The sequence below is a fragment of the Streptomyces sp. MBT65 genome (assembly GCF_016612545.1).
Lineage (GTDB): Bacteria > Actinomycetota > Actinomycetes > Streptomycetales > Streptomycetaceae > Streptomyces.
Window position 1 is genome coordinate 1 of the sequence record NZ_JAENRY010000215.1, and the last position, 12827, is coordinate 12827.

A 12827-nucleotide genomic window follows, 5' to 3' on the forward strand; every position below is an offset into this window, starting at 1 on the left:
GGACCCGGACGGTCTCGGGCGGCCGGTCGGTTCGGGGGTCGCGGTGCCGTCCGTCGAGCACTTGGCGTTGTCGATCAGACAACTGGTCGGCTGACCCGTGCCGTTGACCACGAAGCCGACGGTGATCGACTCGCCGGCCGCGAGACCGTCCGGGTCCCACTTCGGCGGCTTCACGGTGATGTGCTGCCCGCGCACGCTCGACTCGGCGTTCCACAGCGAGCTCAGCTTCGCACCGGCCGGCAGGTCGAACTCCAGCGTCCAGTCCTTCTTCCTGGCGCCGGTCGTGTTGGTGACGACGTACTGCGCGGTGTACCCCGTCGACCACTCACTGGTCCTGGTGTAGGCCGCGCCGACGCTCGCCGCCTGGGCGATGCCGGTCAGCATGATCGCGCCGCCACCGATCACCGCGGCGGCGACCGCTCCGCCGATCACCTTGTTCCTGTTGCTGATCCTGCGCCGGTGGGTGCTCATCGCGTGCCTGCTTTCACTGTCCGCCTGGGGGGTGCGGCAGCACGCTAGCGATCCGGAATCGGGCAAAGCGCCTGATCCGGGCAGGAGTTGGCGATCTTAGGGCGCGCTTAAGGAAGGGATCGGGAACGGTTAAAGGTAGAGACCAATCTGCCGCGTCTACGGCGTCTCACGGCCCCGCGATGTCCCTTGCGCTCCGGCTCCCGTCCGTCGAGCTGGATCCATATCCGCACCTCCGTGCCGCCGAGCATCGAGGAGCCGATCCGGACGTCCCCGCCCGTCGACTCCGCGAGCCGGCGCACGATGTCCAGCCCGAGCCCCGTCGACCCGGCGCTGCCGGAACCGCGCCCGCGGGCCATCGCCGCCTCGGGGTCCCGTATGCCGGAGCCCGCGTCCGAGACGAGCACGATCACCGCGTCCTCGCTGTTGTGCACGTCGACCGCGAAGGCCGTGCCCTCGGGCGTGTGCCGGAACACATTGCCGAGCAGGGCGTCCAGGGCGGCGACCAGGTCGGCGCGGGCCACGGGTATCCGCACCGGGCGCTCCACCCCGGCCACCCGCACCTTGCGGCCCTCGTCCTCGGCGAGCGCGGACCAGAACCGCATCCGCTCGCGCACCACCTCGGCCGCGTCGCACCCGGCGCCCGGCCCGGCGGCCACGGTCTGCGGCTTGGCCTCGCGCGCGGTCCGGATGATCGTGTCGACCTCCCGCTCCAACTGCGCGACGGCGGTCCGCGTCTGCTCGGCGGCGGGCCCGTCCCCGAGCGAGGCCGCGTTGAGCCGCAGCACGGTGAGGGGTGTGCGGAGCCGGTGCGACAGGTCGGCGGCCAACTCCCTCTCGTTCGCGAGCAGTTGTACGACCTGGTCGGCCATGGAGTTGAACGCCACCGCCGCCAGCCGCAGTTCGGTCGGCCCCTCCTCGGGCACCCGTGCGCCCAGCTTCCCCTCCCCCAGTTCGTGCGCGCCCTCGACCAGGCGCTGCGCGGGCTGCACCATCCGTACGCCCAGCCGGTCGGCGACCGCGACGGACCCGACGATCAGCGCGAGGCCGACCCCGGCGAGCACCGCCCAGGCCGTACCGACGCCGTTGCTGACCTCGGACTCCGGGACGTACACCTCGACGACGGATATCTCGCCGGAGCTGAGCGCGACGGGTTGCAGCAGGACGGAGCCGCCGGGGACCTCGGTGGTGGAGGCGCGGCCCAGCTTCCGTACGGTCGCGATGTCCTTGTCGGCGGCGCGCTGCCGGCCGATGTCGAGGGCTGCTTTCCCCTCCCCCGCCGGTATGTGGACGGCCATCCCGGAGTCCGCGCCGGCCGAGGCGACGACCTTCTCCAGCTGGTCCCGGTCGGTGGTGATGGACAGCGCGGGCGCGACGGCGGCGGCCTCCCGCTCCGCGTTCGAGAAGGCGCGGTCGCGGGCCATCTCCTTGATGACCAGGCCGAGCGGCACGGCGAAGGCGACGACGACCATGGCCGCGATCGCCAGACAGACCCTGACCAGTGCCCACCTCATCGCACCGACTCCGCTCCCGGTGGCTCCAGCTTCACGCCGACACCCCGCAGGGTGTGCAGATAGCGCGGCCGGGCCGCCGTCTCCCCCAACTTCCGGCGCAGCCAGGACAGATGGACGTCGATGGTCTGGTCGTCGCCGTAGGACTGCTGCCACACCTCGGCGAGGAGTTCCTTGCGCGCCACGACGACTCCGGGCCGCCCGGCGAGGAAGGCGAGGAGGTCGAACTCGCGGCGGGTGAGGTCGAGTCGGACCCCGTCCAGGTCGGCCTGGCGGCGCAGCGGGTCGACAGTTAGTCCCCCGACGCGGAGGACCGAGGACGGGGGTGCCTCACCGGTGGTGGCACGGGAGCGTCGTAGAACGGCGGACATGCGGGCGGAGAGGTGATCGACCGAGAAGGGCTTGGTGAGGTAGTCGTCCGCGCCCGCGTTGAGCAGCCGGACGATCTCCGTCTCGTCGTCCCGGGCGGTGGCGATGATCACCGGTACGTCGGTGATCCCGCGCAGCATCTTCAGCGCCTCGGACCCGTCCAGGTCGGGCAGTCCGAGGTCCAGGATGACCACGTCGAAACGGAAATGGGCGACCTCGCGCAGGGCCTCAAGTGCCGTACCGACACTGCGCACCGTGTGTGCGGCGTCGGTCAGATGCCGGATGAGGGCCGAGCGCACGAACTGGTCGTCCTCGACCACGAGCACACTTGCCATGCGCCGCACCGTACGCCATGCGGGCGACCCGTATCCGGGCCTGTGGACAACTCCCGTCTGTGGACAAAGCCATGGCCATCGACGGGACACCTGTGGGGCGCGTGAGGCAGTATGGCCGCGATGCGCAGAGGACTCGTCAACGGATTCGTGCACGTGCTGGCCTGGTCGCTGGCCACCGGCGCGGCGGTCACGCTGTCCTGGTGGGGCGTCCACACGGTCATGACGGGCACGGCCTACGACCCGCCGCGCGCCCTGCCCATCACGGCGGCCGGCGCGAGCGCGCAGGAAGCGACGCCGCCCGCCGAGCCTTCGGTGCGCGCGGAGTCCTCGCCGAGCCCGACCGGCACTCCGACCCCGAGCCCGAGCACGGACCCGACCCCGACGAGGACGCCGACCGCGAGTCCGTCCCCCTCTCCTTCCGGCGCCGCCTCCGGGCAGGTCAAGAGCTACGACACCGACGGCGGGCGGGTGGTGCTCGAACTCGACTTCACGCCGGCCTATGTGACGCTCGTGTCGGCGACGCCGGGGACGGGCTGGGCGATGCAGGTGTGGAAGACGGACTCGTGGCTGCGGGTGGAGTTCACCAAGGGCACGGGCAAGGTGTCGGTGATCTGCACGTGGCACGACGGGGCGCCGCGGGTGGATGTGGGCAACTACTAGACGTGCGTGGCCTTTACCGGAACACCGACGGGGGTGGTGCCGGTGAGGCGACCGCTGCGGCGTCCGTCACAGGTACGGCGCCGCCGGTGAAGTCGGTGAGTTCGCGGCCGTGTTGGAGCCGGCCCGGGTGGGGGTCGGAGGCGGCGCGCCGGGTCAGTTCGGCGAGCGGGAGCGGGTGGTCGGAGGCGACGAGCACGGCGTTGCCGAACCGCTTGCCGCGCAGCACGGTCGGGTCGGCGATCAGCGCACGTTCCGTGAACCGGGCGGCCACGGTGGCGATTTGACCCCGCAGATGCGCGAGCGGGGGGCCGTCGGCGAGGTTCGCGGCGTAGACCCCGCCGGGTTTGAGCGCCCGGCGCACCTCGTCGAGGAACTCGGTGGAGGTGAGGTGGGCGGGCGTACGAGCCCCGCTGAACACATCCGCGATCACGAGGTCGGCCCAGCCCTCGGGCACCTTCGCGAGCCCCGCGCGGGCGTCCACGGACCGCACCCTGATCCGCGCGTTCGGATCCAACGGCAGCTCCCGCCGCACCAGTTGGACCAGCGCCGCGTCGAATTCCACGACCTGCTGGGTGGAACGGGGGCGGGTGGCGGCGACGTACCGGGCGAGCCCGAGGGCCCCGCCGCCGAGGTGCACCGCCTGGATCGGCTTCCCGGCCGGCGCGGCGAGATCGATGACGTGGCCGAGCCGCCGCTGGTACTCGAAGGACAGATATGCCGGGTCGTCGAGGTCGACGTAGGACTGCGGCGCCCCGTCGATCAGCAGGGTCCAGGCACGCGCGCGTTCCCGGTCGGGTATCAACTCGGCGAGCCCACCGTCGACGGCCTCGACGACGGCCTCGGCGGTGGGACCACCGCGTCGGGGGGTCCTGGACTTTCCCATTGGGCCATTATCGGGGCCTCCGGGTGGGACGGCGCGTCCGGCACCGACGGCCATCCTCCGCGCACCGGCGCGGGGCGCTCAGCGACAGCCGTCCGCCGCCTCGATCAGGCGGGCCGCCTCGCCCAGCGCGGCCCGCAGGACCTCCGGGTCGGTCGCGAGGTCGGCGTCGCCGGGAGGCAGCAGCCAGTCGGAGCCCTCGACGGGGGGCTCGGGGTCGGGGGCGAGGCGCAGGCCCCGGCCATTGGTCTCCGTGCACGTGCTGCCCGGCAGGTCCCAGGCCGCCGCCGTGCCCGGCGGTACCAGGAAGCCGAGCGTGTCGTCGCCGTCGTCGTGCAGGACGGGCCCGACCCCGTCGCACGCGCCGCGCCGCAGGATGTCGACTGCCTCCAGACCCTGCCGCGTCGGCACCGTCACCAGGTCACAGGGCGAGTCCGCGAACGGGGGCGCACTGCACTCCGCGCTCGGCATTCGAGGATCGACGCTCTGCCTGGTCTCCATCCCGGTCTCCACCACGGAACCCCTCCTTGGACGAGCAGGTCGGGAGTCGGGTGGCTCCCGGGTCCACGGGGTTCAACGCGTTGAAGCGTCAACGGCTACGGCACAAGTGCGCCGCAAAGGATGGCAGTTCATGGCAGATCCCGGATGAGATATCCGGTTTGTAGCCAAACCCTGCGTGGCGGGTCGTGCACAGCAGGTACGTTCTTGCCCGCTGGAAACAGGGCGTCACTCAACAAGTCACCCTGAATCCGGCATGGTTCGACGGTTCGCACGAGAGGACCCGGCCATGGCGTCGTCAATGGTGACCCCGTCCCCGTTCCCCCAACCACCGAGACCCAATCTCGCCTTCCGGCGGCTGCGCGGACAGCGCTCACCGGCGGAGTTCGCCGCGGCCGTACGCCGGTCCGCACGGGAGATCGGCGAGCGGGTCAGCTGCGACGCGCGCTACGTCGGCCGGGTCGAAGCCGGTGAGATCCGTTGTCCCAACTACGCGTACGAACGGGTGTTCCTGCACATGTTCCCCGGCCGCACGCTCGCCGACCTCGGCTTCGCGCCCCGCTCGTCCGTACGCGGACGCGGGGCGCGCACCGCCGAGGACACGCCCCCCGCACACCCCACAAGCCCGGCCTGCACCACGCATGAGGCGACCGGGGCGGGTGAGACGCGAGGGGCGTACGAGCCGTATGACACACCGGACCCGTACGACACGCACGAGAACCACGAGGAGAGCGACGTGCTGCGTCGCGCATTCATGAGGGGCGGCACCGTCACGGTGGCCGCCGGCACATTGGGCCCCCTGGGGCTCACCTTGGACGCCGTGGCAGCGGAACGTTCCGTCCGCCGTCCCGGTACGAGCGAGGCGGGCGCCCTGGAAGAGGCCGTCCGCAGAATCCGGCTGCTCGACGACCGGCACGGCGCCGACGGCCTCTACCGGCGCGCGGCGGCCCCGCTGCGCGCCGCCTACGCCCTGCTCGACGCGGGCACCACCCGGCAGTCGATCGCCGAGCGACTGCACTCCGGAGCCGGTGAACTCGCCATCTCGGTGGGCTGGCTGGCCCACGACTCCGGCCGCTTCGACGACGCCCGCTCGCACTACGCGGAAGCCCTCGCGACGGCCCGGGTGACCGGCGACCCGGGCCTCGAGGCCCACGCCTTCTGCAATACGGCGTTCCTCGCGCGGGACGCCGGCCGGCCACGCGAAGCGGTGCGCGCCGCGCAGGCCGCGCAGCGCGTCGGACGCCCGCTGGGCTCCGCCCGTCTGATGTCGCTGCTCGCGCTGCGCGAGGCGGGCGGCTGGGCCGGGCTCGCCGACCGCACCGGCTGCGAACAGGCGCTGGCCCGTGCGCAGGCCCTCTACGAGCGGGGCCGCTCGGACGCCGACCCCGAGTGGATGAGCTTCTACGGAGAGGCCGAGTTGGAGGGGCTCGAAGCGCAGTGCTGGTCGACGCTGGGCGACTGGCCCCGGGCGGCGCGGCACGCGCGGCGGGCGGCACGGCTCCAGGATCCGCACTTCACCCGGAACATCGCGTTGTACACGGCCGAGCTCGCGGACGACCTCGCGCGGGGAGGCCGTCCCGACGAGGCGGCGGCCGCGGGGATGCGGGTGCTCGATCTTCTGGACCTGGTGCAGTCGTCGCGGATCCAGACGATGCTGGCCGGGACCGCGCGGGTGCTGTTGCCTCATCGGCGGGCTTCGGGGGTGTCCGCGTTTCTTGAGAGGCACTCGGGGGTGCCTCGTACGGCGGTGTAGTTCTTCGGCTGCCGGTCGGTGGGGCTGGGTCACGCAGGTCCACGCCCCTAGAGGGCAACCATGTGCCCCACGTCGTTCCAGCTCTCTATCGCCGGGTCTCCGTATGCCCAGCCGAGCACGGACAACGACGTCGGATTGAGCCGTATCCGCGCCGCGAAGTCGATCGGCAGGCCCAGCCAACGCGCGCCGATCGAGCGCAGGATGTGGCCGTGGGCGAAGACCAGGACGTCACGGTCCTCGGAGCGGGCCCAGGCGACGACCTCGTCCGCGCGGGCGGTCACCTCGGAGAGGGTCTCCCCTTCGGGGACGCCGTCGCGCCAGATCAGCCAGTCGGGGCGCACGGAACGGATCTCCTCCGGGGTCAGGCCCTCGTAGGCGCCGTAGTCCCACTCCATGAGGGTGTCCCAGGTGGTCGCGCGGTCGCCGAAGCCGGCGAGTTCGCAGGTCTCACGCGCGCGTGCCAGTGGGCTGGTGCGGACCTCCACCCCGGGGAGGCCGTCGAAGGGGGGCCGGTGCAGTCGCTCGCCGAGCACCTTGGCGCCGCGTCGGCCCTCTTCGAGGAGGGGGACGTCCGTCCTGCCGGTGTGCCTCCCGGACAGCGACCATTCCGTCTGTCCGTGCCGGGCCAACAGGATGCGCGGTGCCATGGGGGACCCTTCCGGGAGAAAACGAGAGGCGGGTCACTCCATCATCGCTCACCCTGGAAAAGGGCAACCCAGGGGGCGATCTCTGCGTCTTTGAGGTCCGGGGGCGCCCGAAACCGGGCGCGCGCATACGCCGTAAAGTGTCCCGACCGGGTTACCGGGCAGCCGGACCACCGGGCACCGCACCAGAGCAGAAGGGGGAGGGCGATCGGATGCCGCAGACCGAGACACCAGGCATCGAGGCGGACCGGCGACCCCGGCTGCGCTGGTGGACCGAGCTGCCGCTGATCCTCATGGTGTACGCCTCGTACTCGGCGGGCCGACTGCTGGCCCGGGGCGACACGGCGAGCGCCGTCGACCACGGTCTGGCGATCCTGCGCATCGAGAAGGCCCTGCACATCAACGCCGAGCACCCGCTCAACCGGCTCTTCACGCGCGAGGCCTGGCTCGGCATCCCGGCCGACTTCTGGTACGCGTCGCTGCACTACCTGGTCACGCCCGCGATCCTGATCTGGCTGTTCCGGTCACGCGCGCACGTCTACCGCGCGGCCCGCACCTGGCTGATGACGTCCACGTTCATCGGCCTGATCGGCTTCACCCTCCTCCCGACCTGCCCGCCCCGGCTGCTCTCCCCCGGCTACGGCTTCGTCGACACGATGGCCAAGTACAGCTCGTACGGCTGGTGGGGCGGCGACGCGAGCGCGCCGCGCGGCCTGGGCGGCATGACGAACCAGTACGCGGCGATGCCGAGCCTGCACTGCGGCTGGGCGCTGTGGTGCGGGGTGATGCTGTGGCGCTACGGCGGTACACGGCTCACGAAGGTCCTCGGTGTCGCCTATCCGCTGCTCACGGCGATCGTGGTCATGGGCACCGCGAACCACTATCTGCTCGACGCGGTCGCTGGTGTGGTCGTGATGGGGTTCGGGTTCCTGCTGGCGCCGCAGGTGATGAAGGCCGCGGACCGGATCAGGGCTCGGTTCGAGGGGCACGGTTCGCTCGTCGCGGCCCGCTCCCGCGACCTCGTTCCCGGCCTCTCCCGCGACCTCGCGAGTGCCGTGTCGCATGACACCTCTCGCGCCACTGAAACCTCAATTGTCAGTGGCGGATGCCAGACTTCGCCGGGTGAGCGAATTCCACGGCAGCGCGAGTCACAGCTCGGTACCGGAGCCGAGCCGGGTGCCTCCCCCACGGACGCGGGGGACGGCGCTCCGGCACCGGCTCGCTGAGCTGCGCGGCCCCGACGTCCCGGCCAAGGCACTGGACGCGCGCGCCCTCGCGGCGCTGGCGGCGAACCCGGGCTGCAAGCGCCGGGCGATCCTGGACGGCGCGGGGGTGAACAAGGCGGTGCTGGCCGACGCGCTCGGCTCGCCGTCGGCCTTCGGACAGTCCCAGTTCGCCTTCATGCGGGGCAACGCCTTCGAGGCCCGGGTCAAGGCGGACGGCGGCGCGGAGCTGCTGCGCCTGGTGCACGAGAAGCTGGACCCGGGCGCCGAGCCGCCGACCCGCGCGCGGGTGCCCGATCTGTCCGCGATCGGCCCCGAGGGGCGCGCGGCCCGTACGGCGCTGGCGCTGCGCGAGGCCGGCGAGGCCGCCGCGTGGACCCTGCTGGACCACCCGATGCTCGCCCTCGACGTGGCGGGTTCCCCGGCCTTCCTGGAGCCGGACGCGGTCGTCGTGCACCCGGACGGCGGTTGGACGGTCGTGGAGATCAAGTCCTTCCCGATGCTGGACGGTTCGGCGGACCCGGCGAAGGTCGGCGCGGCGGCCCGCCAGTCGGCGGTGTACGTGCTGGCACTGGAGGAGGTCGCCGCCCGCCTGGAGCCCGTCCCGCGGGTGCACACGCGCGTGCTGCTCGTCTGCCCGAAGGACTTCTCGAACCTGCCGACCGCGTCCGCCGTCGACGTCCGCAAGCAGCGCGCGGTCACCGGCCGCCAACTGGCCCGCCTCACCCGCATCGAGGACATCGCCGACGCCCTCCCCGAGGGCACCTGCTTCGCCCCCGACCGCCCGGCCGCCGAGCTGACCGCGGCGGTCGAGTCGGTCCCCGCGGCCTACGCCCCCGAGTGCCTGGCCGCCTGCGAGCTGGCCTTCCACTGCCGCGACCGTTCCCGTACGTCCGGCGCGGTCACCACCCTGGGCCGTTCCCTGCGCGCCGAGTTGGGCGATCTGACCACGGTCGACGAGGTCCTGTCGGCGGCCCACGGCGCGTCCGGCGACCCGGACGACCCGGCGGTGGCCGCGTTGCGCAGGGCGGCGGAGCTGCGGGCCGAGGCGCTGGCGCCTCACCTGGAGCAAGGGGAAAGCCGACAAGGAATCCTGGACGAGCGGCAGGAGGGGGTCGCATGTCGCTGATCTCGACTCTCGCCCGCCTGGAGGCCGTTCACAGCGGCCGGGCCCAACCCGCCGCCACCGTCCGCCACCGGCACCTCTCCGAGCGCCCCCTGGTCGTCGTGCCGCTCACCACCGCCGGTGAGGCCGGGGCGCCCCTGGGCGCACTCGTCGGCACGGACCGGGACGCGCCGCGTCTGCTCGTCGTGGCCCAACCGCGCGACCGGGACCTGAGGTTCGCGTTCCTCGCCGAACTCGCGGACGTGGTGCTGCCGTACATCGACACATACGCCGACGACGTCGAGGCGGCCGAGCGCAACGAGACCGATCCGGAGACCGGGAAGCGGGTCAAGGTCGAGGTCGAACTGTGCGCGGACGCACCGCAGTTGATCGTGCCGAGCCGCGCGGGCATCGAGTTGGTACGGCTGCTCGGCCGCTCGATGCGGTTTCGGCGTACGGCCGAGCAGGACCCGGAGACCCCGCATCCCGCGCCCCCGCGCGTGCCGTTGCTCGGGCGGTGGCTGACGCACTTCGGGGAGCGGGCCCGGGTGCCCGGTTCGGCGCTGCTGCTCGCGCTCACCGAGGTACTCGGCCGGCACTGGGCCACCGGTCAATCCAGCCTGGAGGACCAGCACTTGGGCGCGCTGCTCGCCTGGATCGACCCGCCGGACGGCGTCCCGGGCGCCGAGGCCGCGCTCGACGCGGAGCTACGGCGGGACGCGCGCGGCCAGTTGGTGTGCCCGCCGGCCGGCCCGGCCACGGACCCGGCGTTCGACAACAAGCTGCTCGCCCCCGCCATCGAGCGCTACGACCGCGCCCGTACCGCCCTCGCCGCCGCCGAGGACGGTCTGGAGGCCGACGACCGGCTCGGTGAACTCACCGCCGCCGAGCGGGAGATCAGGTCCCTCGTCGAGAGCATCACCCGCCCCACCTGGGACGCGGTGTGGCAGGGAGTCGACCTGCTGCGGGCGCTGCCGGAGGGCCCGCACGCCGTCGACCGGTGGACCCGGGACCGCTGGTCGTTCACCGGTCACCGGGACCGGATCGTCGCCGGTGAGCCCCCGCAGCCGCGCCGCGACGACGCGGTCACCGCGGCCAACAAGCTCGCCACGCGCGAGCGCGAGCAGGCCCGGCTCGATGCCCAGGAGGCCCTGGACGACCCGCTGGTGATGGCCGGGCGGCGGCTCGCCGGGGAGGCGTTCGCGGGCGAGGTCATCGATGTCGTCATGGCGTACAGCGAGGGCAAGAGCCCCCGCCCGCGCCCGCTGGTGACCGTGCGCACGGACGACCGGCCGCATCTCGGGGAGCGGGTGAAGGTGTTCCGGTCGCTGGGCGGGAAGCCGCAGTCGGCGGAGTTCGTGGGCCTTGAGGAGGACGGGGCTCTCGTCGTGCTGCGGGTCGTCGACAAGATGGGCCGCGGCAAGGAGCCGGAGACCGGTTCGCTGCCGGAGAAGGGCGACCGGATCTGCTTCACGCTGTTCGAGCACGAGCAGCGCGGCGGCGCGAAACTGCCCGACCAGGAGGAGACACCGTGGACGCACGGCGGCCCCCCGGGCGAGGAGAGCGCCGTACAGGAGTCGGCCGATCCGGTGACCGAGGAGGACGTGCTGTGACCGCCGAGTTCGACCCCGGTGCCGAGGCCGGCCGCGCCACCGACGCGATCCTCCGCGACACCCTGCACGGCACCGCGCGCGGAGTCGTCGTCGACTCCCCGCCGGGCGCCGGGAAGTCCACGCTCGTCGTGCGCGCGGCGCTCGAACTGGCCGACGCCGGGCGCCCGTTGATGGTGGTCGCGCAGACCAACGCGCAGGTCGACGACCTCGTCGTCCGGCTCGCCGAGAAGAACGGCGAGCTGCCCGTGGGCCGCCTCCACAGCAGTGACGCGGACCCGTACGACAAGGCGCTGGACGACCTGCCGAACGTACGGAAGTCGGCGAAGGCGGGTGAGCTGGCCGGGCTCCCGGTCGTCATCTCGACGGCGGCCAAGTGGGCGCACGTCAAGGTCGACGAGCCGTGGCGGCACGCGATCGTCGACGAGGCGTACCAGATGCGCTCGGACTCGCTGCTGGCCGTGGCCGGGCTGTTCGAGCGGGCGCTGTTCGTGGGCGACCCGGGGCAGTTGGACCCGTTCGCGATCGTCGGCGCGGAGCAGTGGGCGGGCCTGTCGTACGACCCCTCGGCCTCGGCCGTGACGACCCTCCTCGCGCACAACCCCGAACTGCCGCAGCACCGCCTGCCGGTGTCCTGGCGCCTCCCGGCCTCAGCGGCTCCCCTGGTCTCGAACGCGTTCTACCCGTACACCCGTTTCCGCAGCGGCACGGGCCACGGCGACCGGCTCCTCAACTTCGGTGTCCCGTCGGACGGTTCGGGCCCGGACCGGGTGATCGACGAGGCGGCGGAGTCGGGTTGGGGCCTGCTGGAACTACCGGCCCGCCACACGCCCCGTACGGACCCGGAAGCGGTACGGGCGGTGGCGACGGTCGTACGACGACTGCTGGACCGGGGCGGCGCGGCCACATCCGAACGCTCCCCCGACCCCACTCCCCTGACCGCCGACCGCATCGCCGTCGGCACCGCGCACCGGGACCAGGCGGCGGCGATCCGGGCGGCGCTGGCCGAGGTGGGCGTCACGGACATCACCGTGGACACCGCGAACCGGCTCCAGGGCCGGGAGTTCGACGTCACGGTGGTTCTCCACCCGCTCTCCGGCCGCCCCGACGCCACCGCCTTCCACCTGGAGACGGGCCGCCTCTGCGTCCTCGCCTCCCGCCACCGACACGCCTGCATCGTGATCTGCCGAGCGGGCGTCACCGACCTCCTGGACGACCACCCGTCGACGGAGCCGGTACAGCTGGGGGTGACGGTGAAGTTCCCGGACGGGTGGGAGGCGAACCATGCGGTGCTGGCGCATCTGGCGGAGCATCGGGTGACGTGGAGACCGTGACCGTGGCCCTGGGTTGGAGAGCCTGACCTGCGGCTCCTCGTTGTTCGGGCGGTCGGTGACGCATACCGTGCCCGTCCGGTGGGCAGCCAATCACGCGGTGCGGGATCCGTGCCTCGGGAGTATGCCCGGGGCCCCTTGCGCCGCCGGGGGACAATGGACGGTGGTCCGGCTCGTGAGGCGGGTCATCCGTGACGTACGAGGAGGAGAAGACATGGCGGAGCACACGCCGCGTCGCAACGAATCGCGGCTACGCCCCGCGCCCCTGCTCTTCGAGCCCGCGCAGGCGGCCGAGGACCCGGAGCACTTCTTCGACCTGGAGTCGATAGACGACCCCCGCGCACTGCTGGCCCGTGCGACGGAGCTGACCCACGCGTTCCGCGCCGCGACCGATCGCGCGGTGGAGTTCCAGGCGATCGCGGCGCGGAACGCGTGGGTCA

Annotated in this window: 12 protein-coding genes and 1 pseudogene; 7 read left to right on the forward strand and 6 right to left on the reverse strand. The window is 72.6% G+C overall.

Features of this window, described 5'->3' with window-relative positions; translation table 11 throughout:
- The 3 genes from JHN63_RS36025 to JHN63_RS36035 form a co-directional block, all read right to left on the reverse strand.
- Positions 1 to 471 (reverse strand): cellulose binding domain-containing protein (locus JHN63_RS36025; RefSeq protein ID WP_200688802.1); only part of this gene is annotated, 471 nt, incomplete at its 3' end.
- Between the two features lie 107 nt (positions 472 to 578).
- Positions 579 to 1982 (reverse strand): HAMP domain-containing sensor histidine kinase, encoded by a 1404-nt coding sequence (locus JHN63_RS36030; RefSeq protein WP_200688804.1) that lies wholly within the window; start codon positions 1980 to 1982, stop codon positions 579 to 581.
- Complete coding sequence (locus JHN63_RS36035) at positions 1979 to 2683, reverse strand: response regulator transcription factor (RefSeq protein ID WP_200688806.1); 705 nt, start codon at positions 2681 to 2683, stop codon at positions 1979 to 1981. The genes JHN63_RS36030 and JHN63_RS36035 overlap by 4 nt, the downstream gene beginning before the upstream one ends.
- A gap of 120 nt (positions 2684 to 2803) precedes the next feature.
- On the opposite strand from JHN63_RS36035, the gene JHN63_RS36040 reads away from it, so the two are divergent.
- Positions 2804 to 3343, forward strand: coding sequence for a hypothetical protein (locus tag JHN63_RS36040; RefSeq protein WP_200688808.1), 540 nt, complete (start codon positions 2804 to 2806; stop codon positions 3341 to 3343).
- Positions 3344 to 3356: 13 nt separating this feature from the next.
- On the opposite strand, the gene JHN63_RS36045 is transcribed toward JHN63_RS36040, so the two are convergent.
- Positions 3357 to 4226: a spermidine synthase gene (locus JHN63_RS36045; RefSeq protein ID WP_200688810.1), complete on the reverse strand. Its 870-nt coding sequence runs from the start codon at positions 4224 to 4226 to the stop codon at positions 3357 to 3359.
- Between the two features lie 78 nt (positions 4227 to 4304).
- Positions 4305 to 4739: a hypothetical protein gene (locus JHN63_RS36050; RefSeq protein ID WP_200688812.1), complete on the reverse strand. Its 435-nt coding sequence runs from the start codon at positions 4737 to 4739 to the stop codon at positions 4305 to 4307.
- A 271-nt stretch (positions 4740 to 5010) separates the two neighbouring features.
- Between JHN63_RS36050 and JHN63_RS36055 the strand changes: the two genes are divergently transcribed.
- Positions 5011 to 6474 carry a hypothetical protein gene (locus tag JHN63_RS36055; RefSeq protein ID WP_200688814.1) on the forward strand — a complete coding sequence of 488 codons (1464 nt, stop codon included), beginning with the start codon at positions 5011 to 5013 and terminating at the stop codon, positions 6472 to 6474.
- A gap of 47 nt (positions 6475 to 6521) precedes the next feature.
- Here JHN63_RS36055 and JHN63_RS36060 read toward each other — a convergent pair whose 3' ends face one another.
- Entirely contained in the window at positions 6522 to 7121 is a 600-nt protein-coding gene (locus tag JHN63_RS36060; RefSeq protein WP_200688816.1) for a histidine phosphatase family protein, read from the reverse strand.
- Positions 7122 to 7330: 209 nt separating this feature from the next.
- On the opposite strand from JHN63_RS36060, the gene JHN63_RS36065 reads away from it, so the two are divergent.
- The 5 genes and pseudogenes from JHN63_RS36065 to JHN63_RS36085 form a co-directional block, all read left to right on the forward strand.
- A complete protein-coding gene (locus JHN63_RS36065; RefSeq protein ID WP_200688818.1) occupies positions 7331 to 8344 on the forward strand; it encodes a phosphatase PAP2 family protein in 1014 nt (337 codons plus the stop codon).
- The gene (locus JHN63_RS36070) at positions 8295 to 9470 is read left to right on the forward strand and encodes a hypothetical protein (protein WP_200688820.1); all 1176 of its coding nucleotides are present in this window, start codon (positions 8295 to 8297) and stop codon (positions 9468 to 9470) included. The genes JHN63_RS36065 and JHN63_RS36070 overlap by 50 nt, the downstream gene beginning before the upstream one ends.
- Positions 9461 to 11059 carry a hypothetical protein gene (locus tag JHN63_RS36075; protein WP_200688822.1) on the forward strand — a complete coding sequence of 533 codons (1599 nt, stop codon included), beginning with the start codon at positions 9461 to 9463 and terminating at the stop codon, positions 11057 to 11059. The genes JHN63_RS36070 and JHN63_RS36075 overlap by 10 nt, the downstream gene beginning before the upstream one ends.
- A complete protein-coding gene (locus JHN63_RS36080) occupies positions 11056 to 12390 on the forward strand; it encodes an AAA domain-containing protein (protein WP_200688824.1) in 1335 nt (444 codons plus the stop codon). Before JHN63_RS36075 ends, JHN63_RS36080 begins: the two co-directional genes overlap by 4 nt.
- A 211-nt stretch (positions 12391 to 12601) precedes the next feature.
- Positions 12602 to 12827, forward strand: a pseudogene (locus JHN63_RS36085) (hypothetical protein); the annotation flags it as partial.

Excerpts from the sequence above, each read along its gene's own strand:
- JHN63_RS36065 (WP_200688818.1), top strand. The coding sequence starts at position 7,331 with ATGCCGCAGACCGAGACACCAGGCATCGAGGCGGACCGGCGACCCCGG.
- JHN63_RS36030 (WP_200688804.1), bottom strand. The coding sequence starts at position 1,982 with ATGAGGTGGGCACTGGTCAGGGTCTGTCTGGCGATCGCGGCCATGGTC.
- JHN63_RS36035 (WP_200688806.1), bottom strand. The coding sequence starts at position 2,683 with ATGGCAAGTGTGCTCGTGGTCGAGGACGACCAGTTCGTGCGCTCGGCC.
- JHN63_RS36040 (WP_200688808.1), top strand. The coding sequence starts at position 2,804 with ATGCGCAGAGGACTCGTCAACGGATTCGTGCACGTGCTGGCCTGGTCG.
- JHN63_RS36060 (WP_200688816.1), bottom strand. The coding sequence starts at position 7,121 with ATGGCACCGCGCATCCTGTTGGCCCGGCACGGACAGACGGAATGGTCG.
- JHN63_RS36075 (WP_200688822.1), top strand. The coding sequence starts at position 9,461 with ATGTCGCTGATCTCGACTCTCGCCCGCCTGGAGGCCGTTCACAGCGGC.
- JHN63_RS36055 (WP_200688814.1), top strand. The coding sequence starts at position 5,011 with ATGGCGTCGTCAATGGTGACCCCGTCCCCGTTCCCCCAACCACCGAGA.
- JHN63_RS36045 (WP_200688810.1), bottom strand. The coding sequence starts at position 4,226 with ATGGGAAAGTCCAGGACCCCCCGACGCGGTGGTCCCACCGCCGAGGCC.